The organism is Devosia sp. RR2S18, assembly GCF_030177755.1.
GTDB classification, from domain to species: Bacteria; Pseudomonadota; Alphaproteobacteria; order Rhizobiales; family Devosiaceae; genus Devosia; species Devosia rhizosphaerae.
On the sequence record NZ_CP126539.1, the window covers coordinates 1,679,394 to 1,700,757 of the forward strand.

At 61.9% G+C, this 21,364-nt stretch carries 26 protein-coding genes; 14 read left to right on the top strand and 12 right to left on the bottom strand.

Annotation, left to right across the window (positions count from 1 at the left end):
* Positions 1 to 2: 2 nt before the first annotated feature.
* On the top strand, positions 3 to 911 hold the full coding sequence (locus QOV41_RS08235) for a DMT family transporter (protein ID WP_284580725.1): 909 nt from the start codon (positions 3 to 5) through the stop codon (positions 909 to 911).
* Here the strand turns inward: QOV41_RS08235 and QOV41_RS08240 are convergent.
* Both QOV41_RS08240 and QOV41_RS08245 read right to left on the bottom strand, forming a co-directional pair.
* Positions 895 to 1,455 carry a gluconokinase gene (locus QOV41_RS08240; protein ID WP_284580726.1) on the bottom strand — a complete coding sequence of 187 codons (561 nt, stop codon included), beginning with the start codon at positions 1,453 to 1,455 and terminating at the stop codon, positions 895 to 897. The two genes, QOV41_RS08235 and QOV41_RS08240, sit on opposite strands and share 17 nt — an antisense overlap.
* Positions 1,424 to 2,188 carry an SDR family oxidoreductase gene (locus QOV41_RS08245; protein ID WP_284580727.1) on the bottom strand — a complete coding sequence of 255 codons (765 nt, stop codon included), beginning with the start codon at positions 2,186 to 2,188 and terminating at the stop codon, positions 1,424 to 1,426. The genes QOV41_RS08240 and QOV41_RS08245 overlap by 32 nt, the downstream gene beginning before the upstream one ends.
* Before the next feature lie 198 nt (positions 2,189 to 2,386).
* On the opposite strand from QOV41_RS08245, the gene gndA reads away from it, so the two are divergent.
* Positions 2,387 to 3,832, top strand: a complete 1,446-nt coding sequence (gndA, locus tag QOV41_RS08250; protein WP_284580728.1) for an NADP-dependent phosphogluconate dehydrogenase — start codon at positions 2,387 to 2,389, stop codon at positions 3,830 to 3,832.
* Positions 3,833 to 3,883: 51 nt separating this feature from the next.
* On the opposite strand, the gene QOV41_RS08255 is transcribed toward gndA, so the two are convergent.
* The 4 genes from QOV41_RS08255 to QOV41_RS08270 all read right to left on the bottom strand — a co-directional run bounded on the left by QOV41_RS08255 (position 3,884) and on the right by QOV41_RS08270 (position 7,278).
* Positions 3,884 to 4,366, bottom strand: coding sequence for a GNAT family N-acetyltransferase (locus tag QOV41_RS08255; protein ID WP_284580729.1), 483 nt, complete (start codon positions 4,364 to 4,366; stop codon positions 3,884 to 3,886).
* Positions 4,344 to 5,687, bottom strand: a complete 1,344-nt coding sequence (locus QOV41_RS08260; protein WP_284580731.1) for a TCR/Tet family MFS transporter — start codon at positions 5,685 to 5,687, stop codon at positions 4,344 to 4,346. The genes QOV41_RS08255 and QOV41_RS08260 overlap by 23 nt, the downstream gene beginning before the upstream one ends.
* 142 nt (positions 5,688 to 5,829) lie before the next feature.
* The gene (locus tag QOV41_RS08265) at positions 5,830 to 7,029 is read right to left on the bottom strand and encodes an FAD-dependent monooxygenase (protein WP_284580732.1); all 1,200 of its coding nucleotides are present in this window, start codon (positions 7,027 to 7,029) and stop codon (positions 5,830 to 5,832) included.
* 9 nt (positions 7,030 to 7,038) lie between these two features.
* The gene (locus QOV41_RS08270; RefSeq protein WP_284580733.1) at positions 7,039 to 7,278 is read right to left on the bottom strand and encodes a zinc-finger domain-containing protein; all 240 of its coding nucleotides are present in this window, start codon (positions 7,276 to 7,278) and stop codon (positions 7,039 to 7,041) included.
* A gap of 144 nt (positions 7,279 to 7,422) precedes the next feature.
* On the opposite strand from QOV41_RS08270, the gene QOV41_RS08275 reads away from it, so the two are divergent.
* From QOV41_RS08275 to QOV41_RS08285, 3 genes are all read left to right on the top strand, one after another.
* Positions 7,423 to 8,193 carry an alpha/beta fold hydrolase gene (locus QOV41_RS08275; protein ID WP_284580734.1) on the top strand — a complete coding sequence of 257 codons (771 nt, stop codon included), beginning with the start codon at positions 7,423 to 7,425 and terminating at the stop codon, positions 8,191 to 8,193.
* Positions 8,194 to 8,272: 79 nt separating this feature from the next.
* Entirely contained in the window at positions 8,273 to 9,100 is an 828-nt protein-coding gene (cysE, locus tag QOV41_RS08280) for a serine O-acetyltransferase (RefSeq protein WP_284580736.1), read from the top strand.
* A 125-nt stretch (positions 9,101 to 9,225) separates the two neighbouring features.
* Positions 9,226 to 9,444 (top strand): DUF3126 family protein, encoded by a 219-nt coding sequence (locus tag QOV41_RS08285; RefSeq protein ID WP_284580737.1) that lies wholly within the window; start codon positions 9,226 to 9,228, stop codon positions 9,442 to 9,444.
* Positions 9,445 to 9,453: 9 nt separating this feature from the next.
* Here the strand turns inward: QOV41_RS08285 and QOV41_RS08290 are convergent, their stop codons facing one another.
* Positions 9,454 to 10,137: a hypothetical protein gene (locus tag QOV41_RS08290; protein WP_284580738.1), complete on the bottom strand. Its 684-nt coding sequence runs from the start codon at positions 10,135 to 10,137 to the stop codon at positions 9,454 to 9,456.
* A gap of 107 nt (positions 10,138 to 10,244) precedes the next feature.
* Between QOV41_RS08290 and QOV41_RS08295 the strand changes: the two genes are divergently transcribed.
* Positions 10,245 to 10,565, top strand: a complete 321-nt coding sequence (locus QOV41_RS08295; RefSeq protein WP_284580739.1) for a DUF6949 family protein — start codon at positions 10,245 to 10,247, stop codon at positions 10,563 to 10,565.
* A gap of 111 nt (positions 10,566 to 10,676) precedes the next feature.
* Here QOV41_RS08295 and QOV41_RS08300 read toward each other — a convergent pair whose 3' ends face one another.
* From QOV41_RS08300 to QOV41_RS08310, 3 genes are all read right to left on the bottom strand, one after another.
* A complete protein-coding gene (locus QOV41_RS08300; RefSeq protein ID WP_284580740.1) occupies positions 10,677 to 11,300 on the bottom strand; it encodes a transglutaminase-like cysteine peptidase in 624 nt (207 codons plus the stop codon).
* 157 nt (positions 11,301 to 11,457) lie between these two features.
* Positions 11,458 to 12,090 carry a PilZ domain-containing protein gene (locus tag QOV41_RS08305; RefSeq protein ID WP_284581227.1) on the bottom strand — a complete coding sequence of 211 codons (633 nt, stop codon included), beginning with the start codon at positions 12,088 to 12,090 and terminating at the stop codon, positions 11,458 to 11,460.
* A gap of 125 nt (positions 12,091 to 12,215) precedes the next feature.
* Positions 12,216 to 12,872, bottom strand: a complete 657-nt coding sequence (locus QOV41_RS08310) for a PAS domain-containing protein (RefSeq protein WP_284580741.1) — start codon at positions 12,870 to 12,872, stop codon at positions 12,216 to 12,218.
* Positions 12,873 to 13,050: 178 nt separating this feature from the next.
* Between QOV41_RS08310 and QOV41_RS08315 the strand changes: the two genes are divergently transcribed.
* Positions 13,051 to 13,803, top strand: a complete 753-nt coding sequence (locus QOV41_RS08315) for a rhomboid family intramembrane serine protease (RefSeq protein WP_284580743.1) — start codon at positions 13,051 to 13,053, stop codon at positions 13,801 to 13,803.
* Here the strand turns inward: QOV41_RS08315 and hisI are convergent.
* The gene (gene hisI, locus QOV41_RS08320) at positions 13,797 to 14,243 is read right to left on the bottom strand and encodes a phosphoribosyl-AMP cyclohydrolase (protein ID WP_284580745.1); all 447 of its coding nucleotides are present in this window, start codon (positions 14,241 to 14,243) and stop codon (positions 13,797 to 13,799) included. The two genes, QOV41_RS08315 and hisI, sit on opposite strands and share 7 nt — an antisense overlap.
* Positions 14,244 to 14,414: 171 nt before the next feature.
* On the opposite strand from hisI, the gene QOV41_RS08325 reads away from it, so the two are divergent.
* Positions 14,415 to 15,488 carry a hypothetical protein gene (locus QOV41_RS08325; RefSeq protein WP_284580746.1) on the top strand — a complete coding sequence of 358 codons (1,074 nt, stop codon included), beginning with the start codon at positions 14,415 to 14,417 and terminating at the stop codon, positions 15,486 to 15,488.
* Here the strand turns inward: QOV41_RS08325 and folE are convergent.
* Positions 15,485 to 16,108, bottom strand: a complete 624-nt coding sequence (gene folE, locus QOV41_RS08330) for a GTP cyclohydrolase I FolE (protein WP_284580748.1) — start codon at positions 16,106 to 16,108, stop codon at positions 15,485 to 15,487. The two genes, QOV41_RS08325 and folE, sit on opposite strands and share 4 nt — an antisense overlap.
* 141 nt (positions 16,109 to 16,249) lie before the next feature.
* Between folE and QOV41_RS08335 the strand changes: the two genes are divergently transcribed.
* The 6 genes from QOV41_RS08335 (at position 16,250) to QOV41_RS08360 (ending at position 21,334) form a co-directional block, all read left to right on the top strand.
* Positions 16,250 to 16,705: an iron-sulfur cluster assembly scaffold protein gene (locus tag QOV41_RS08335; RefSeq protein WP_284581228.1), complete on the top strand. Its 456-nt coding sequence runs from the start codon at positions 16,250 to 16,252 to the stop codon at positions 16,703 to 16,705.
* Complete coding sequence (yidD, locus tag QOV41_RS08340) at positions 16,705 to 17,016, top strand: membrane protein insertion efficiency factor YidD (protein WP_284580749.1); 312 nt, start codon at positions 16,705 to 16,707, stop codon at positions 17,014 to 17,016. Before QOV41_RS08335 ends, yidD begins: the two co-directional genes overlap by 1 nt.
* A 71-nt stretch (positions 17,017 to 17,087) precedes the next feature.
* Positions 17,088 to 19,070, top strand: a complete 1,983-nt coding sequence (thrS, locus tag QOV41_RS08345) for a threonine--tRNA ligase (RefSeq protein WP_284580750.1) — start codon at positions 17,088 to 17,090, stop codon at positions 19,068 to 19,070.
* Positions 19,070 to 19,300 carry a hypothetical protein gene (locus tag QOV41_RS08350; protein ID WP_284580751.1) on the top strand — a complete coding sequence of 77 codons (231 nt, stop codon included), beginning with the start codon at positions 19,070 to 19,072 and terminating at the stop codon, positions 19,298 to 19,300. Before thrS ends, QOV41_RS08350 begins: the two co-directional genes overlap by 1 nt.
* A 171-nt stretch (positions 19,301 to 19,471) precedes the next feature.
* Positions 19,472 to 19,903, top strand: a complete 432-nt coding sequence (arfB, locus tag QOV41_RS08355) for an alternative ribosome rescue aminoacyl-tRNA hydrolase ArfB (RefSeq protein WP_284580753.1) — start codon at positions 19,472 to 19,474, stop codon at positions 19,901 to 19,903.
* Between the two features lie 27 nt (positions 19,904 to 19,930).
* Positions 19,931 to 21,334, top strand: coding sequence for a phosphohexomutase domain-containing protein (locus tag QOV41_RS08360; RefSeq protein WP_284580755.1), 1,404 nt, complete (start codon positions 19,931 to 19,933; stop codon positions 21,332 to 21,334).
* Positions 21,335 to 21,364: the final 30 nt, after the last annotated feature.

Consider the following 21,364-nt stretch of genomic DNA (forward strand, 5'->3'; position numbering starts at 1 on the left):
TCATGACCAAACCCAATCCCGTGCTTGCCCTTTGGCTGGCGACGTTCGCGCTGATCGTCATGGCGGCCATGTCAGCTTCCATTCACGAGGTGGCCAAGGTCGCTCCGGTGGGACAATTGGTGTTCTGGCGGAGCGCCGTGGCATTGGTGCCGATCGTGCTCTACATGGCGGTGCGGCGCCAATTGGGGCCGTCGCTACGCACGCGCTATCCGCATAAGCACCTGGTTCGCGGCCTTCTAGGCTGCGCGGTGATGTTCTTTTCGTTCATCTCGCTGGCCTATCTTTCGGTCGGCGTGGCTACCGCCCTAAGCTATTTGACGCCGATCTTCTCGATCGTCGCGGCGATGGTGTTTCTGCGGGAGCGACCGCGCAACGTCATCTTCCTTGGTGTGGTGCTGGGCTTTGGCGGGATTTTGCTGATGCTCTACCCCTCCCTTGTCGGGGCGGAAATGCGCGAGGGCGCGCTGATCGGCGTCGGTGCCGGGATTGCCATGGCGGCGACCAACGCCTTGTCTCGGGTGCAGGTGAAAGACCTGACGCGCACCGATCCGCCTTCCAGCATCGCGCTTTCCTTTGCGGCAATCTGTTCAGTGGTGGGGTTGGCGACGGTCTATCTCGGCTGGGCGGAACTGGACGGTTTTGCCTTCGCGCTGCTTGTTGGTGCAGGGCTGCTTGGTGGCGTCGGTCACATCCTGATGATGGAAGCGGTGGCGCGGGCGCCGGTCTCCCTGCTTGCCGCCTATGAGTATTCGGGCATTCTCTGGGCGTTCATGTTCGACGTGGCACTGCTCGGCGTCGTGCTCAATGGCTGGGCCGTGACCGGAGCGCTCGTGGTGGTCGGCGCCGCAGCGCTGGTTGCTTACGGCCAGGGGAAGCTGCCCATAAAGCCGGAAGCTACTGCCAGCGCTTGAACGTCTTGAGGTGATCGAGCTCCTTGACCACGGTGGTGGTGATCTTGTCGACGCTGTCCGTTACCGGCACGACCAGAACGTTCTCGGTGGCGGGATCGGGCTCCTCAAGTGTGCCAAACTGTGAATCGAGCAGGCTCGCGGGCATATATTGATGCTGCCGGCGGGCAATGCGCTCGCCGATGACCTCGCGGCTGCCCTGGAGGTAGACGAAGAGGATGGGTTCACCGGCTTTCTCTATTAGATAATCGCGATAGGCCCGACGCAGCGCCGAACACGCACCGACCACAGCATCCTTCTTGTCAGCGGCTTCGTGAAGAGCAATCGCGAGCGTTTCGAGCCACGGCCAACGATCCTCATCGACCAGCGGAATGCCGGCGCGCATTTTCTCGACATTAGCTTCGGGGTGATAGCCGTCGCCATCGAGGAAGGGCACATGGAGGCGCCGCGCAATGGCTTGTCCGGCGGTGGACTTGCCCGATGAGCTGACGCCCATGGCGATGATGATGCGAGCCTTAGACAGTGGCTGTGAAGGCGCCGTCGACATAGAGGATGTGTCCATTCACGAAACTGGCGGCGGGGGAGGCGAGGAAGACGGCAGCGCCGCCCAGCTCCTCGAGTTCGCCCCAGCGGCCCATGGGAGTACGCTGCTCGACCCAGCTATTGAACTGCGGGTCGGCCATAAGGGTCTTGTTGAGATCGGTCTTGAAATAGCCAGGCGCGATGGCGTTGATGTTGAGCCCGTGGCGAGCCCAATCGGCAGCCATGCCACGAGTGAGATTGGCAACCGCGGCCTTGGCGGCGCCATAGGGTGCGGCAGTGGGACGGGCCACTTGAGTAAGGACCGAGCAAATATTGATGATACGGCCGTTGCCGCGTGCAATCATGCTTTTCGCGACCGCCTTGCTGACGGCAAAGGTGGCGGTGACGTGGGTGGCCAGCATCAGCTCGAACTTGTCGACAGCGTAATCCTGGAGCGGACCCCGGATCTGCATGCCGGCATTATTGACGAGGATGTCGATAGGGCCGATCTTGGCCTCGCAATGATCCACTGCCTCATTGACGCTGTCCTCGCTGGTGACGTCGAAGGCCAAGGCCTTCACCGACATGCCAGCGCGGGACAGGTCATCGGCTGCAGCCCCGAGGGCCACGTTGTCGCGCCCATTGAGTACGAGGCTGGCACCGGCCTCGCCGAGCGCCTTCGCCAGGGCAAAGCCAAGGCCCCGGCTAGAGCCGGTCACCAGGGCGCGCTTGCCGGTGAGATCAAAGGGCGAAGGCATCGGTTAGGTCTCCAAATTGGCGCGGACCGTAGGTGCCTGCCGCTAGCCTGGCAAGACATTCTACCATACAAGACGCCAGAAACGCGGAATTATTCCCCAGTTGCGGCTTCCGTCGGAAGCCGGTTTATGATCAGGATCGCCGCCGTGCGGTATGCACCGCGCGCATGGCAAAGACGAAGACTTCGGAAGGACGTTTGCATGTCGACAGCGGATATCGGCCTGATTGGCCTGGCGGTGATGGGTTCGAACCTGGCCCTCAATATCGCCGAAAAAGGCTACACCATCGCTGTTCACAACCGGTCCTCCGGGCGTATCGACGAATTCGTGGCTGAGGCGACCGCACAGGGGCTCAACAGCCGTACGGTTCCCAAATACGACCTAGCCGAATTCGTGCAGGCGGTGAAGCGGCCGCGCTCGATCATCATCATGGTCAAGGCCGGCGCGCCGGTGGACGCGATGATCGAGCAATTGCTGCCGCTTCTGGAAGAAGGCGATGCCATCATCGAGTGCGGCAATTCGCTGTTCACCGATACGCAGCGCCGCTTCGACTATCTCAAGCCCAAGGGCATCGGTTACCTCGGCGTGGGTGTGTCGGGTGGCGAAGAAGGCGCGCGGCATGGCCCCTCCATCATGGTGGGCGGCTCCAAGGAGCAGTGGCACAATGCCGAGGCGGTGCTGACCGCCATCGCTGCCAAGTTCAACGGCGAGAGCTGCTGCGCCTATCTCGGCGAAGGTGGCGCAGGCCATTTCGTCAAGACCATCCACAATGGCATCGAATATGGCGACATGCAGATGATCGCCGAGGTCTATGGCGTGATGCGCGACGGGTTGGGCATGACCCCGGCAGAATGCGCCACGGTGTTCAAGCAGTGGAACAAGGGGCCGCTCAACTCCTATCTCATCGAGATCACCGGCCATGTGCTGGCCGCGGTGGATGCCGAGACTGGCAAGCCGCTGGTCGAGCTGATCCTCGACAAGGCGGGCCAGAAAGGCACCGGTGTGTGGTCGGCTATTGCTGCCCAGCAGATGGGCGTGCCGGCGACGGCCATCGAGGGTGCTGTTGCAGCCCGCTCAATCTCGTCGCGCAAGGATGAGCGCGTTGCCGCCGAAGGCATCTACGGCAAGCCGAACCGCAGCAAAACCGATGTGACGCTGGAAGATCTCGAGCAGGCGCTGCTGGCTGGCAAGATCGTGAGCTATGCCCAGGGCTTCGCGGTGATTGCCAAAGCTTCGGAAGAGAACGGTTGGGCGCTGCCGCTGGCGACGATCGCCAAGATTTGGCGCGCCGGCTGCATCATCCGCTCGCGCTTCCTCGACCAGATGTCGGCAGCCTATGAGAGGGGTGGCAACACCAATCTGCTGGTGGTGCCCGATTTCGTGGAGATCATGAAGGACAGCCATCCCAAGCTGCGCAAGGTCGTAGCGGCCGCAGCCGTGGGCGAGTTCCCGATGATCTGCCTCTCGGCAGCTCTTTCCTACTTCGACAGCTACCGGCAGGCGCAGGGTACGGCGAACCTGATCCAGGGGCAGCGCGACTTCTTCGGCGCGCATGGCTTCGAGATCGTCGGCCGCGGCACCGATCTGCACGGCACCTGGCCCTCTACGCTGCAGCTGGATGCCGCCGAGCCAGTGGTCAACAGCTAAGCTCTTGCACCGGCTACTCTTTGGGGCTCCGCTACGGCGGGGCCTTTTTTGTTAGAGCGCGCGGAACATCACATAGCTGTCCACATAGCCATGGACGGGGTGGTTGAAAGCCTTGGGCAGCGTGCCGACGATCTCAAAGCCCAGGCTCTGCCAGAGCTTGACGGCACGGGTGTTGGTGGACACCACATGGTTGAACTGCATGGCGCGGTAGCCGCGCTGCCGCGCACGGTCGAGAGAATCGAGGCACATGGCGCGGGCGACGCCCTTTCCCAGCGCAGAAGATGAGGTCATGTAGCCGCAATTGGCAACGTGAGCCCCGCCGCCACGCTGATTGGCCATGAGGTAGTAGGTGCCCAAAATAGCGCCATCCGACACCGCGACGAAGACTTCGTGCGTGGGACCGAACCAGTATTCGTGTACCGCCGTCTCATCGAGATCGCGGTCGATGGCGTAGGTCTCTCCGGCGGCCAAGATCGGCGCTACAATGGCAAGGATGGAAGCGTGATCGGCCTCAGCGGCGGGGCGGACGTCCACGGAGATCACCTTCCTCATCTTCATGGGGTGGCGGCCGTACCCGCCCCGGCGGCGCCAATTCTGGCGGGTTGGGGTGGTCGGCGAGACTGGGGCGATGACCCAGTTCGAACCGCCAGGCGGCAACGGCAAAGAGGATCAGCGCCACGCCAACGCAGCCGGCAGCGGCGATAAAGGGCGCACCAGGGAAGTAGTCCGGTGCGCCTGGCGTGTGGGTGAAAAAGGAGAAGATCTGCGTGGCCGCGATGGGACCGAGCGTGGTTGCCAAGGAGTTGGCGGCATTGACGGCGCCCTGGAGTTCGCCCTGGGAATTGTCGGGCACCTGACGGGAGAGCACGCCGTTGATGGCGGGCGGGGCAAGCCCACTCAGCGCGCCCACCATGATGAACAAATATAGGTAGAAGACCTCATCGGTGAAGGCGACGCCAACAAAGGCGCAAATCGCGGCCAGCAGTCCAACCACCACAACCGCTGTTTCGCCAAAGTGCTTTACGGCAGGCGCCACCAACAGGCCCTGGCAGATGGCGAAGCCCAGGCCGAACGCGCCCAGGGCGCGACCGATGTTGGATGAGGTGAAGTTGAACACTTCGACGGTGAAATAGCTGAAGACCGACGGCAGGGCCTGCGCCGCCATTGAGAAGCAGAGCAGGATCGCCAGCAGCCAAAGCACGATCGGGTACTGGCGGAGCGCAATAACGGCGCCGAACGGGTTGGCGCGACGAATGTCGAAACGGCGGCGTGAGTGCTTGGGGAGACTCTCGGGTAAGACGAAGAGCCCAAAGAGGAAATTGGCAAAGGCGAGACCGGCAGCGGCAAGGAAGGGGACGCGCGGTCCCAATTCTCCTAATTCCCCGCCGATCACTGGGCCGATAATGAAACCCAGGCCGAAGGCAGCACCAATAAGCCCGAAACGCTGGGTTCTTTTATGAGGTGGGGTGATGTCGGCCATGTAAGCGGTGGCCGTAGCCACAGCTGCCCCGGCAATTCCGGCGATGATACGGCCGATGAAGAGATACCAGACGACCGGCGCGACCGACATCATCAGGTAGTCAAAGGTGAGCCCGAGCAGAGAGGCAAGCAGAACCGGGCGGCGCCCGAAGCGATCCGACAAATTGCCGAGGACCGGCGAGAAGACGAACTGCATCAGCGCATAGGCGAAGACGAGATAGCCGCCGATCACCGCAGCGCTGGCGACGCTGCCACCCGTCAGCTCTTCAAGAAGATCAGGAAGAACGGGCACGATGATCCCGACGCCGATCATATCGAGCAGGATGGTCACCAGAATGCAGGCCAAGGTCAGGCGTGAGCGGGTGGCTGCTTGCATGCTGGGAAGCTGACCTTTTCTCTCGGAAAGCGGCTAGTGGACGTGGCGCAGTTGACACAGGGAGCCCCGCCTAGGCAAGCCACAGCAGGACAGTTGGTTCCGGACGAGCCTTATTCCTGAATCGAGTCAAAGGCTTGGTAGATCAGGTTCTCGTGCTGATTCCGGCGCTTAAAGCATCGTAGCCGTAGAGCCAGTCGAGTCGCCGCAAATGGCCACGGCTTCCTTGCGTCCTGATCACGAGGTCGCGGGCGGCGCTCATCGGCCACTTCATGTGGAAAATGGAACCGTTCTTGGCCGACACGCGGGCAACGCGCGTCACGCGGTCGCGGCGCAACACTTCGTATCGAACGAAAGCGGTCTCGGCCTGAGGCGCATCAATGAGGAGCGGCGCGAGGACTGCGGCGTCCTCGATGCCCATCGCGGCCCCCTGCGCCTGAAACGGCACCATTGCATGGGCTGCGTCGCCTAGGAGGCCGATATTTCCGCGGTGCCAAGTGGACGTTTCGACCGCATAGAGCGGCCAAGGCGTCCAGTTCTCACCAGCCGCTTGGAGAAAGCCGGACAGTCGCGGGCTTAGACTGGCGCGTCCGATTTCCGGGGCAGTGCCATGTTCGGCTCGCGGATGTTCGGCCGGTGCGAAGAGCGCGACATTGACCTGTTGGCGGTGCGGCAAGGGATAGCACACCACGTGGCAGCCGGGCGCGATCAAAACGGTGACGCGGTCGAGCGCGACATGCGGCGCGGCGGCGCCAAAGGGCAGAAGGGTGCGCCAGGCAACCCGCCCATGATAGTGTGCTGCAGGGCCTTCCAATAGAGCCGTTCGCGTTTGAGAGTGGACGCCATCGGCGCCGATCAGGGCACGTCCACGCACGGTGCGGGTGCGGTCCCCTTGCTCGTCGATCATGAGGGTGACGCCCTTGGCGTAAGAGACGGCGTCCCATCCATTGATGCCGAACTGAATGTCGATATTAGCGAAGCGACGGGTGGCGTTGTAGAGCAACTCGGCCAAGTCGGCACGATGCATCACCACATAAGGGGCGCCGAAGCGCTCCCGCATGATCGCGCCAAGTTCAAGGGTGACCAGTGGATTGGAGCGGCCGCGCGGGATAACGTCGATGCCCGCAGGCTCAAGGCTGTTGGCAGCGACGGCTGAGTCCAATCCAAGGCTATCGAGGACCCGGCGCGCATTGGGGCTGATCTGCAGGCCAGCGCCGAACTCGGCGACGCCAGGACTTTTCTCGAGCACCACGACATGGGCACCGAACTTGGCGAGCGCCAAGGCAAGCGTCAGCCCAGAAATGCCGGCGCCAGCAACGTAGTAGGTCTGGCCGGTGCCCGGCATGGAGCAGGCTTAAGCCGCGGTGAAGATCGCGGAGGGTGGATTGGCCGCGCCAGAATCGAGCTTGGAATTGAACACGTAGTGGGTCGAGCAGTAGGAGCAAACGACCTCGTCTTCCTTGCCCATGTCGAGGAAGATGTGCGGATGATCGAAGGGTGGCAGGGCGCCCACACACATGAACTCCTTGGAGCCGACCTCAATCTGGCGGAGGCCATCCGTGTTGTGGAAGTGGGGCGTGCTGCCGTGTGCCATGATGTAATCCGAAGCGGTATCTCGATTGGGGCGGACCATATGCCAAGGCTTCCGCCAATGGAAGGCGCGCCCCTCGAATTGGGGGATTGATTTCACGCCTCTATGTCGCGAAACGGTGGGCGTGATTAAAGCCAAGGGGGCGTGATGCCGACCTTTCAATCCAGCGGCCTAACACTGGCCTACCACATCTTCGGTGAGGGCCAGCCCGTCTTGTGCATTCATGGCTTTGCTTCAAGCGGCAAGGTGAACTGGATCGACACCGGTTGGGTGGAAACCCTAACAGCGGCGGGCTACCAGGCTATCGTGCTCGACAATCGGGGGCATGGAGACTCGGACAAGCCGCATGATCCCGAACCTTACCACCCGGCCTTGATGGCTGAGGATGCCGTTGCCCTACTTGACCATCTCGGCATCAAGAAAGCCGCGGTGCTGGGCTATTCGATGGGCGCGCGTATCGCCGCCTTCATGGCGTTCGCTCACGAGAATAGGGTAACGTGTGCCATCTTCGGCGGCATGGGCCTGAACCTCATCAATGGCCTGAGCGACGGCAACGACATCATCTCTGGCCTCTTGGCGCCTAGTCTCGAAGATCTCACGCATCCTACGGCGCGGCAGTTCCGCATCTTCGCCGACCACACAAAATCCGACAGGTTCGCCCTGGCGGCCTGCATGGAGACTTCGCGGGAGCCTATGGCGCGGGCGGATGTCCGTCGCATCGAAGTGCCGGTGCTGGTCGCAGTAGGGGAGGCGGACGAGATGGCGGGCGCTCCTAACCTCCTGGCCGAGATTTTGCCCAAGGGTGAGGCCTTCGTCATTCCCAAGCGAGATCACATGCGCGCGACGGGCGACAAGCAATTCAAGGCTGCAACGCTGGAGTTTCTTGGAAGGATGTTCACGGTTGGGGGCGAAACGTGAACCAAAGTCTCGCGAGGGCTTTGTCTTGGAGCACGAGATGCCCTATATCGGTGTCTCACGATGAAGCGGAGTGCGGCCGATGAGCAGCAGGGCCAACAAGACGGCTGAAATCAAATCAGTCGACCCGGTTTGGGATGCGGTTCGCGCAGGGGCGCAGCAGATGCTCACGGCGGAGCCATCGCTGGGCAACATGGCTATCTCTGCTGTTCTCAACCACGATACGTTCGAGCAAGCGCTGGCGCATCGCCTCGCGGCGCGCCTTGATCACGAGGACGTCTCGGCCGACTTGATCCGGCAAGCCTTCGGTGAGTTGATCGCCGATCACCCGGAAATATCCGAATGCGCGCGGGTAGACCTCGCCGCAACGCTGGAGCGGGATCCGGCCTGCCACCGTGCCATCGAACCGCTCCTTTTCTTTAAGGGCTATCAAGCCATCCAGACGCATCGCTTCGCCCATGCGATGCACAAGTGGGGGCGGCGAGACTTTGCGCTTTATCTCCAGAGCCGGTCGAGCCAAGTGTTCCAGGTGGACATCAATCCCGCTGTGCCGATCGGCAAGGGGATCATGCTCGACCATGGTACGGGTCTCGTTATCGGCGAGACAGCAGTTATCGGCGACAACGTGTCCATGTTGCAGAATGTGACGCTTGGTGGGACAGGGAAGTCCGACCAGGATCGGCATCCTAAGATCGGCAATGGCGTGCTGATTGGTGCGGGTGCCAAAGTGCTGGGCAACATCAAGATCGGGGATTGCTCGCGCATCGGCGCTGGTTCGGTGGTGCTCAAGGAAGTGCCCCCACGCGTGACGGTGGCAGGTGTGCCGGCCAAGGTCATTGGCGAGGCCGGCTGTGCGCAGCCGGCGCTGGTGATGGACCAGATGGTGCTGGTGCACGACAAGAACGGGTGAGACTGTCACCCGCCTGTCCAGACTCGCGGGATGCTTGTTACCGGTAAAATGCCACTGATCAGGGGTTGTGTGCGTTGGTCCGGTGACTAGATTGCGCGCTTAATCGAAACGTCAGGACACCGACCGTGAACCATCCGGAAATCATCAAGCTGCAAAAATTCCTGCAGATGAAGTTCAACAACAAGAATATCGATGTCCGTCCTCGCCCGAAACTCAACGATTCCGTTGAAGTGTTCATTGGCGATGAATCTGTCGGGCTGATCCATCTCGACGATGAAGACGGTGACAAGTCGTACATCTTCAACATGTCGATTCTTGACATCGATCTGGACGAAGTCAGTTAAGTCGAAGACCTACCAGGCGCCGATGGGGCTGAGCCACCGCTCCATCTCGGCGTCGAACTGCCGCCAAGACTGTAGCAGGGCGGCATCGAACACGTAGACAGCGGCAACGCCGCTGGCCAGATAGACGGTGCGAACGCATTGCGGTGACGCATCGTCTTCCACAGGCTCCATGCATTTGGCGACGAACGGATTGGGAGAAAGAGCGTCGTACCAGACGCTTTCTCCCGCATATCCGGTGCTGTCTCGCATCGCCTTGCCCACAAGTCCGGGCACTCCACCCAGCATGTCACCGGCGAATTGATGAAGATAAACCGCGTCCAGCAGGCTGGCGCTGGTGCGGGCGCGACTGCGCGGCAGCAGCGTGATGTCGACAGGGCGTGCCTCCTTGGTGTCACTGAACGCCAGAACACGAAGGTCAATCTGATTGGTAAAGCCATCCCGCACCTGCTCGCCATAGCGAAACCACTTGGTGGGAATGGTGAGGGTGCGCCCCGAAAGGGTCTGCGTGACCGGTTCACCATCATTCAGCGAGGGCAAAGGCGAACGGGCAGAGCGGCTGAGATCGTCGACCAGGTAGGCCACGCCAACGGCGCAGAGCAGCACCAGCGCAGCGATTCCACACAGATTGTAGATCAGCGAGGAGGTGGTTCCGCGTGAGGCGCTCTCGGCGGCGTGCGAACTCATTTCGGCCATTAACCAGAATCGCCAAGGGAACGTGACAGCGCAGTGGGGCCCTAATATGCTTAATGAAGCGTAAACAATCGGTCCGGCGGCGGGCACGACGAGCGAGGACGATCATCATGACCAAGGAATTGGTGCTGGCAGCGTTTCTCATCGGGGTTGGCCTCTGCATTGCGGGAGCGGGCACGCATCTCTATCAAGCGCTCACCAAGCAGCAGGCCATGCTGCGCTATGACGGAAGGACTTACTGGTCTTCCATGGGCCATGTTGCGATGAGCTTTATCTGCGGTCCCTACATCATGCTGCAGCTCGGTTGGCAGCACGAAGACAACGGCACGGTCTCGATGACGTCGGCCTTGGTCGCCGCCTTTGTCGCCTTCGGATGGGCGTTTCTAACCGGGCTGCTGTTCATGGGGGCCTATGTAGCCCTGCGGTTCTGAGTTTCATTTTCCCGAAAACAGCAAGGCCAGTCTCGATCGCTCGAGGCTGGCCTTACTCTTCAGACCCCTATCAGGGATAGGCTTTGTGCGGGGTCCAGAACTCGCAGGTGGCTAGCGCGATGCCACTAGGATCTCGCGATCGTCGAGCATGTCGACCCACTGGCCAGAATGGGCCTGGGACTGACGCTTGACGAAGTGGTAGGGGGTGTCGCGCCACAGGTCGACCGAGCCCAGCTGGTTGTCGAGCACGAGGTCGCCGCGGTCGGTGCGCACCATGAGAACGGCATGACCATTGCCATTGGCTTCCTTCACCACGGCGATCAGCAGGGCGCTGGCGGGCCAGCCCGCACTAATTAGTTCGCGACGCTTGGCGAGAGCGAAATCCTCACAGTCGCCGTAGCCGTTCGGGTAGGTCCAAAATTCGGCGGTGCGGTAGAGCACTTCGTCGGTAACCGGCACAACAGCTTGATTCACCGCGTTGTTCACCGTGGTGAGCTGCTGCCAGAGGGGCTCGGAGAGCGTCACCGCGTCGACATAGTCGCGATTTGGACCGCACTCGGCGGGACGGGACTTGCAGAACTCGGCATGGCCGACAGGGATGGAGGTGGTGCCAGCGGCAGTCTGCACGAAAGCGATGTGGGTCGTGTCCATGGCCTGGGCCGGAAAAGCCAAAGCTGCCAAGCACATGGCGGCTCCGATGAACTTGGCGGCAAAGCCGGTTTTGATGGACGACATAATGTGATCTCCCTGATGGAGACCAAGCTAGAGGTCGCAAATTAGGCCGGTCCGAAAAGTGCAACGCAGTTTTTAAGCGAATTGTATGCGTTGCATTTGCTGGTGATTAACCACGCCGGACTGTGCAGCCAAAAGGCATCTGAACGGCAAAGAAAGCTCAGTTCATGCGCAAGTTCTGCTGCACCACAGTGAGCATTTCCTGCGAGGAGGCGAACTCGACCGCGACGCCATTTTGGAAGTGGCGGATGACGCGGGCGCGCATGCGGCCGAGCGTGACGGGGGTGCCCATGGCCGGGCGGACGTCGAGCTCGATGGCAGCGCCCGAGAGCGAGATGTCGATGATCTTGCAATTGTAGCGACGGCCATCGTCGAGCACGACGGTGGAGTGACGGATGTCGGGCACAACGCGCTCGTGACGGCGATCCTCAGGCAGGTTGAGGATGTCCTTGTTGGCGAGCCAGGTGAGTTGCGCCGCCATCTTATCGCGCTTGCGGGAGGAGGCGGCAATATCCATGATGAAGCCGCCATCCATCTGGGAGAGGATGCTGCCCTCGATCCGGCCCACGTGATCGATATAGGCGATGACCTTTTCGCCCACGATGCCGGGAACGGGCGCCACGACAACGGCGTCGCCGGGGGACATTTCGATAATCTGGCAGGGGAATTCGCTGCGATCGGCCAGCATATAGCGGCCGAGTACCGACACTCTGACCCGATTATAGCGGATCAGTTCCGGCTCACTGCGGGCAGGTGCGACTACGCGCAGGGAACCAAGATCATCGCTGAGCATGCGCTGGACCGCCGAACCCGTTGTGTGTGACAACAAGTTAAGCGCTCTTGGTTAACGCAAAGTTTTGCCCAGGCAGGGATAAATCGTCACGCTGCACTCATCCGGGCAATACTTCGCTAAGCCTGCTACTGGCGGCCGCCGTCGATCACCGCTAGGTGGGCGTAGCGCCGAGCGGACCGCCCATAGACCATGGTGGGCAGAGCGTTGCTGGAACCAACATGATTAGAATAATTGGTGTCGTTGACCACTTGAGAGGCAACCTCGCGGACCTCGTCTTGGAGATCCATGTCGTCTGGCCAGATCAGCCGCAACCCGGTGATGCGCTGTTCGAGAATCGGCTGCACGCCAAGCCAATAGGGTTCATCCAAGGCCGTCATGCCGCCGAGCAGACGGGTGTGGGTAGAGCCATTGTGCCGCAAGGGCATGAGAATGGTCTCGAAGCTCACCTTGGTGTGTAGGGCAGTGGTGCCCTGGAACGTGACCAGCGCAACGGCATGGTCTTCGGTGACCGCACGGACAAGCGTCTCCATGGCATCGGAATCGCGCTCATGCCAAAGGCCGGTGAAGGAACGGCCCTTGAGTTCGCGGCAGTAGCTGGTGCAGAGGTGCGACCCAGCCAGGCGGAAGGAAAACTGCTCGTTTTCCCCAAGTTCAAGGATGAAGGTATTGGCCAGGGCTTCCCGGATGCGGGTGGGGTCAATATCCTTGCGGTCAGGCGCGCTTCGCGAACCCCGGATAGAGTTCCAATAGGCGTAGAGCTGTCTGGTGCTAGTTGTTTGCATTTTGTTGAACCCGCTTGTACCCGGCCGACGTTCCCCCCATGGAACGCCGCCCCGCAGCCAAGAGTGGCAAAGGTCGGGCCGGAACGCCCGCTTAAAGGTTAATTAAGGTTAACGCGGGTGTCCCAATGTGGAAAAGAATGCGGCAAGGCCGGTGGCGCCGGGGTCTCGGAGTGAAGCGATGACGGAACAAGAGCGGGTACCGGCTGGTCCCGGTGAAGCGGGGCGTGAGCCGGTCTTCCTGCTGCCCGGAGCGGTGGCCGTGCTTTCGGCGGTGCTTATCGTCATTCATCTTGCGTCAACCCTGGTTCTTAACGCCGAGGGTTTGGTGGAAGTACTCTTCCTGTTTGCCTTTCAGCCCTTGCGGATCGTGGCGGCGCCCGCTGACCCCACGCTCGCGATTCCGCTCATCTGGACGCCGTTCACCCACGCCCTGCTGCATGGCAGCTGGGAACACCTGCTGGTCAATATCGCCTGGCTGGCGATTTTCGCGACGCCAATCGCTCGTCGCTATGGCGCCTGGCCAATGCTGGCGATCTTCTTCATATCGGCGGCGGCCGGCGCGGCCTTCTTTGCCGCCGTCACTCTCTATGACGGTGCCTATCTGATCGGTGCGTCAGGAGGCGTTGCGGGGCTGACCGGTGCTGCGGTGCGGTTTATCTTCCAGCCGGTGGTAATTGCCGATCATCCAGAGACAGGCGAACGCGTCGTACTGGGTCGGCGGCTCGCCACCCTAAGCGATGTGATGCGGGACGGACGGGCGCGAACATTCGTCTTGATCTGGGTGTTGCTTAACGCGGCAGTGCCGCTGCTGCCACTCATTACCGGTACGCCAGTTGCAGTGGCGTGGCAGGCACATCTGGGCGGGTTCTTCGCCGGATTGCTGGTTGTGGGCCTTTTCGAGCGTCGGCCTCACTCGACCAGTTCTCAATAGACCCCGGCCGGATCGAAAAGGCGGGGAAGGCCGGTGTCTTCTAGGCCAGCCGTGCCATCCACAACGGCAACGCGGCGATAGAAACAGGATTTGCGGCCGGTGTGGCAGGCGGCTCCCCGGCCGGTCTGGCGAACGACCATCACCAGGGCGTCCTGATCGCAATCGGTGCGCAGTTCGACCACCTCCTGCAGCTCCCCCGAGGTCTCGCCCTTTTTCCAGATCTTGCCCCGCGAGCGGGACCAGTAGTGGGCAATGCCGCTGTCGAGGGTGAGGCGGAGGGCCTCCTGGTTCATGTGTGCCAGCATCAGCACGTCATTACTGCCGCTTTCGACGGTCACCACCGTGACCAGCCCGTGAGCATCGAAGCGAGGTGCGAATGTCGTGCCCTCCTCGAGAGCTGCGTGGGAAAGCGAAGCGGGATCGGTGAACGTCTGGGTCATGTTGCCGGTTCTATACCGGGCCGTTGAGACGCGCCAGTACGCGGCAGTGCCGGCAATTCGCCATCACGCTTGAGTGGGTGCCAGCATCCTTTGCGAGGCGGCGGGATTGAGCCTTGAACGAGAGAGGCCCAGTGTGTTTTGGAAAACCGGACAAGCATAAACACCAGGCGCATGGCCGGCATCGACATGGCCCGCGGACTGGCGCTCATCGGCATGTTGGCGGTGCATTTCGGCCCCAAGGACGACGACAGCCTACTCGAGACAATTTATGGGCTACCGCATGGCCGGGCCTCGATCCTCTTTGCGGTGGTTGCAGGTCTTGGCATTACCCTGCTGACGCAGCGGGACCGGTGGCGGGGCCAGGTGCGCCTGGCGAGTTTCGCGCTGGTGCTATTGCCGTTAGGCCTAGCCCTGCAGGTGCTCGACCATGGCGTGGCCGTGATCCTGCACCATTACGCGGCCTTCTTCGCTGTGGGCGCCATTGCTGCAAGCTTGTCGACGCCAAGCTTGCTTGGGATCGCTACCGTGATGTCCGTGCTGGGGCCGAGCATCTATTTTGCCGGTAGAGCTGAATGGCCGGACCTGTTTGGCCGTTCCACGGTGGACCTGCTCGACAACCCGCTTGAGATCGGGGAGGCGCTCCTGTTCAGCGGACCCTATCCGCTGCTGACGTGGATCGCGCCCATCCTATGGGGCATGTGGCTCGGGCGGCAGGATCTGGCCCGGCGAAGCGTAGCGTTGCGCTTGTTTCTGATCGGTACGGCGGTGGCGGTGGCGAGCTTGCTGGCTTCCCACTGGCTGGTAGAAATGTTTGGGGCAACACGGCGCATCGATGACTGGCGGCTGCTGCTCAGTTCCTATGCGCACAGCCAGATGCCACTCTGGATCATCCAGTCAGCTGCGATTGCAACGGGGCTGCTCGGTCTATGCCTTGTGCTGTCCGGGTTCGCCGAGCGCCTGTGGTTCCCGCTCGCCGCGCTGGGCCGAATGGTGCTCAGCCTCTATGTGCTGCACCTGGTGATCCTCCACGCCTTCCCCGGCTTCCTCAACCACCGCGCCGTCGAACCGGCCATCGCCTCCGTCCTCGGCTATGTGGCCTTTGGAATGCTGGTGGCGATGGTCTGGGTACCCAGGGGCAGGGGGCCGGTAGAAAGCCTGCTTCACGCCACGGCAGGCCTCATCGAGCGCAGTGTGGCACAGCGCCAGAAGGCCCGTCGGGACGAGAAAGAGGCCTCAGCGCGCTAGCGCTTGCCGATCATGGCAAAGAAACGATCCCGTTCGACGCGGTCCTCGGCGAACACGCCAGTGAAGCGATGGGTGATGGTGGACGCGCCATGGGCGTGAACGCCGCGCATAGTCATGCACATATGTTCAGCTTCCAGCATCACGGCGGCGCCGCGCGGGTTGAGGTTCTCATTGACCGCATCGATGATCTGCGCGGTGAGATTCTCCTGCGTCTGCAAGCGGCGGGCGAAGACTTCGACCAGCCGGGCAAGCTTGGAGAGGCCAACTACCCCATCGTGGGGCAGGTAGGCGATGTGCGCCTTGCCCACGAAGGGTACCATGTGGTGCTCGCAATGGGAATGAAAGGGAATGTCGCGGACCAGCACGATGTCGTCGTAACCGCCGACCTCGCGGAAGGTCTTGGAGAGAATGGCGACTGGATCCTGATCGTAGCCAGCAAACAGTTCGCCATAGGCGCGCGCTACGCGGGCGGGCGTTTCAAGGAGGCCCTCGCGTGTCGGATCGTCACCGGCCCAGGCGATCAGCGTGCGCACGGCAGCCTCAGCCTCTTCCTGAGTGGGCCGCTTGATAGGGGCGGCGGGGAACGGCGTAACGCCGAGCGGCTCGGGGCGAGCGTCCATGATCTTGGTCCTCAAAGCGGCTAGATTACGCGTCCAGCATGGTTCTGGATCAAAGCGGCGGCACATGCCCTGACAGCCGGCTTCTGACGACCTATATAAGCCTCGCCTACCTTCATCACAAGAAACAGTATTTTGCGTGCAATGGAACTGAGCGATCTCTATTCCGAAAAGATCCTAGATCTCGCCGCCAACGCGCCGCAGCCGGGACGCTTGGCGCAGCCGGACGCCAGTGCGCGCAAGACGTCCAAGGTGTGTGGTTCAGTGGTCGAAGTCGATCTAGTGGTGCGCGAAGGAGTCATTGTTGCCTATGGCCACCAGGTCAGCGCCTGTGCGCTGGGGCAGACCAGCGCAGCGGTGGTGGCGCGCGAGATTGTGGGGACGTCGGCGGCTGAGTTTGTGGCGCTGCGCAACACCGTCCGCACCATGCTGAACGAGGAGGGCGCGCCATTGCCCGATGGCAAGTGGAGCGATCTGCGCTACCTTGAGCCGGTGCGGGGCTATCGGGCGCGGCACGCCTCCACGATGCTGGTGTTCGACGCGGTGGTGGCGGCACTCGAGAAAATCGAATCTGCAGAATCGGTTGTGGCCAAAAGCTGATGCGGCGGGTGAGTGATGTCTTCTGGCGGGCGGTGGACCTGCCGTTTAAGTTCACGGCGGTGCTGCTGATCACTATCTACCGCTATACGCTCTCGGCAGTGGTGGGGCGGACGTGCCGGCATTTGCCGACCTGCTCGGAATTCACGCGCGACGCCATCTGGCAGCATGGCTTTTGGCCTGGGGGCTGGATGGGACTGGCCCGTATCACTAGGTGCCGGCCGGGCGGGAGCCATGGCTATGATCCGGTGCCCGAGATGGCACCGGCTGCGGCGCGGTGGTATCTGCCATGGCGCTATGGGCGCTGGAAATAACGGCCAGTCGTGCTAGACAGGCCGCCGCGTAGCGGTTTTGGCTACACTCATTCCTATTCTGGAGATCTCAAATGTCGATCAAGGTGACGTTCCCCGATGGTGCACAACGCGATTTCACGCGCGGCACCACCGGCACCGAAATCGTTGAAGGGATCTCCAAGAGCCTGGCAAAAAAGACGGTAGCGATGCGCTGGAACGGCGTGGTGAGCGACCTCGCCGAGCCGCTCAACGAGGACGGCCGCATCGAGTTCGTGACGCGCGACAGCGGCTCCAAGGACGTGCTGGAACTGATCCGGCACGACACGGCGCACGTGCTGGCCGAGGCGGTGCAGGAGCTCTGGCCCGGTACGCAGGTGACGATCGGCCCGGTGATCGACAACGGCTTTTACTACGACTTCAAACGGGAGACGCCGTTTTCGGAGGAGGACTTCCCTGCCATCGAAAAGAAGATGGCCGAGATCGTCGAGCGCGGCGCCGCCTTCACTAAGGAAGTGTGGGACCGCGAGGAAGCCAAGCGCGTGTTTGGCGCCAAGGGCGAGACGTTCAAGGTCGAGCTGATCGATGCCATTCCGGCCGACCAGGACGTCAAGATCTACAAGCAGGGTCAGTGGTTCGACCTCTGCCGCGGGCCGCATATGCGCTCGACGCGCGATATCGGGCAGGCGTTCAAGCTCACCAAGGTGGCGGGCGCCTATTGGCGTGGCGACAGCAAGAACCCGGTCCTGAGCCGCATCTATGGCACCGCCTTTGCCACCAAGGAAGAGTTGGCGGCCCATCTCCACATGCTGGAGGAGGCCGAAAAGCGCGACCATCGCAAGATCGGTCAGGAGATGGATCTGTACCATTTCCAGTCCGAAGCGCAGGGGAGCGTGTTCTGGCACCCAAAGGGGTATGTGCTTTACAACCAGATGGAGGCCTATATCCGCCGCCGTCTGAATGCGTCCGGATACCAGGAAGTGAAAACGCCGCAGCTGATGAGCTCCAAGTTCTGGGAGCAGTCCGGCCACTGGGGCAAGTATCGCGAGAACATGTTCGTGGTGCCCGACGAGGTGCCCGGAACCGAGGACGAGGGCCCGGTCCTGTCGGGCGAGGGTGACCTCATGGCGCTCAAGCCGATGAACTGCCCGGCGCATGTGCAGATCTTCAACCAGGGCATCAAGAGCTATCGCGACCTGCCGCTGCGCATGGCCGAATTCGGCTGCTGTCACCGCAACGAGGCGCATGGTGCACTCCATGGGCTGATGCGCGTCCGGCAGATGACCCAGGACGATGCACATATCTTCTGCCGCGAGGACCAGATCCAAAGCGAGACCGAGCACTTCGTGCATCTGCTCTATTCGGTCTATGGGCACATGGGCTTCGAAAATGTCGTGATCAAGCTGGCGACCCGGCCCGAGAAGTTCGGTGGTACCATCGAGCGCTGGGATGCGGCCGAGAAGGCGCTGGGCGATGCTCTGCGCGCGACGGGCTATGATTTCGAGATCGCCGAAGGCGAGGGCGCGTTCTATGCGCCCAAGCTCGAATTCCACCTCAAGGACGCTATCGGCCGGAGCTGGCAGGTGGGCACGCTGCAACTCGACTATGTGCTGCCCGAGCGGCTCGACGCCACCTATGTGGCCGAAGACGGCAGCCGCAAATGTGCGGTGATGCTGCATCGGGCGATCCTGGGGTCGCTGGAGCGCTTCATCGGCATGATGATCGAGAACTATGCCGGCAAGATGCCGATGTGGCTCGCGCCCACCCAGGTGGTGGTGGCGACCATCGTCTCGGAGGCGGACGAGTATGCCCAAAGACTGGTGCGCCAGTTGCGCGACGCCGGTATTCGGGCCGAGCTTGATACCCGCAACGAGAAGATCAACTACAAGGTGCGCGAGCACTCGGTGGGCAAGGTGCCGCTGATGTTCGTGGTCGGCCGCCGCGAGGCTGAGGAGGGGACCGTGTCGGTACGCCGGCTCGGCACCGAGGGGCAGAAAGTGGAGCCATTTATGGACGCCATGGTGGCGCTCATGGCCGAAGCTACTGCACCCGACCTCAAGGCGAAGGCTGCTGCCTGATGCCGCAACGGCCATCCAATCGTGAGATGAAGGCCCTCTACCATCTGGGCGAGGACAATGTCCTTGGCCCGGATGACTTTAAGGACGTCGGCGAGAAGGTCTTTGCCGGCATGCTGAAGAAGCAGTGGATCGAAGCGGTGGAGGGCCAAGAGAGCAAGTACCGGACCACCGAGAAGGGCCGCGTCATCCACGACGAGGAAGTTTACTTCACCGGCCGCTGGAAGCGTTAGAGGCCATCTGGGAGCCGTTGCGCCGGCCGCCTGACACGCTTTTCTGCGCTTCCGGTGCTCACGTACAACAAGTACGCTCCGCTCCGGTTCTCAAACAGCGCGCCAGTCGCCTCGGCGCAGCGGCTCCCAGATGGCCTCTAAGTGGCTTGTACGTAGAAGTGACAGGATCCCATGGCCGAGCCGATCAAGATCACGCGCTCTGTTTCGATCGATCCGGGCGAGATCGAGGAGAACTTTGTGCGCGCGTCGGGGCCGGGCGGGCAGAACGTCAACAAGGTCTCGAGTGCCGTGCAGTTGCGCTTCGACCTGGCCAATTCCCCGAGCATTCCCGAGCCGATGAAGCGACGGGTGGCGAGCCTTGCAGGCAAGCGGCTGACCAAGGATGGCGTGCTGGTTATCACGGCTAACACCCATCGCGACCAGCCCATGAACCGGGCAGACGCGCTGGAGCGACTCGTCGGACTGCTGGTTGCGGGTGCGTATGTGCCCAAGGCGCGGATTGCGACGCGACCGACGCTTGCCTCCAAGCAGCGGCGCTTACAGGGAAAATCCATTCGCTCGGGCGTCAAGCAGTTGCGCAAGATCAAGCCGGACATCGATTAGAATTCCACCAGCGATCAGAGGGACCAAGTGATCGGCAGTAGTCTCAAATTCGGAACCAGTGGGCTCAGAGGTTTGGCGAGCGAGCTGGAGGGGCAGGCTGCCCGCCAGTACACCGCCGCCTTCCTGCGGCACATGGCAGAGAGCGGGCAAAAGGCGCAGGGAAAAATCTTTCTGGGCCGCGATTTCCGCTACTCCAGTCCCACCATTGCCGAGGATTGCGCCGCGGCGATTACTGCGGCGAGGCTGGAGCCGGTAGATTGCGGCGCCATGCCGACTCCCGCACTGGCGCTGCATGCGATGGCGGCAGGGTGCGGCGCCATCATGATCACCGGCAGCCATATTCCGGTGGACCGCAACGGGCTCAAATTCTATGTGCCCGGCGGGGAGATCAGCAAGGCTGACGAGGCTGGCATCGTGGCGGCGCTGAGCAATGAGGCGGTGCCGGACAGTCCGAAGCCCATGAGCGACGAATTCGAGGTTGCACAGCAACGCTATCTGGAGCGGTTCACCGGTTTGTTGTCGGAAGGCGCGCTCAAAGGGCTGCGCATCGGGGTGTTCGAGCATTCGACAGTGGCACGCGATCTGCTCAAGACAGTTCTGGCAGACGCTGGTGCCGAGGTTGTCGGCCTGGGCCGGCAGGACGACTTTGTCGCCGTCGATACCGAGGCTTTCGGAGACGCGGTGTTCTCGCCATTGCGCGGCTGGCTCGAACACGAGAAGCTCGATGCAATCGTCTCTGCTGATGGCGACGGGGATCGGCCGCTGCTGATGGATGGCAAGGGACAGTTCGTGCGCGGTGACGTGCTGGGTTTGTTAGCGGCGCAGTTCCTAAACGCCAAGACGGTCGTCACTCCGGTGACGTCCAACTCGGCAATCGAGCGAACGGGCTTCTTCCCGCAGGTGCTGCGCACCAAAGTCGGCTCTCCCTATGTGGTGGCGGCTATGGAGAATGAGAGTGATGCTGTCGTCGGCTTCGAGGCGAATGGCGGCACATTCGTGGGCAGGGGCGTGACGATCAACGGACGCCCGCTTGAGCCGCTCGCCACCCGCGACGCCATCCTGCCGCTGCTTTGCGCATTGGGTTTGGCGGCGAAGGAAGGCAAAAGCATCGACGAGATTGTCGCGGCGCTACCCTTGCAGCATGCCTTGGCCGATCGGTTGCAGAACGTGCCCGGTGAGAAGAGTGGAGCCTTTCTCACGCGCCTCGAGAGCGACAACGGGTTCGCACAAGAGTTCTTTGGTGAGCACGGGATCAGCGGGCTCTCGGCCATCGACGGGCTGCAGTTCCGCACCGGTTCTGGCGACATGGTGCATTTCCGCGCTTCGGGGAACGCGCCGGAGCTGCGCTGCTATGTCGAGGGCGGCACGCCAGAGAAAGCCCAGGCGCTGCTGGATTGGGCCATGGGCGCAGCGCGGCACGAGGTAGCCTAGGCTCGGCATGTGAGCCCAGGGCTTCAACTT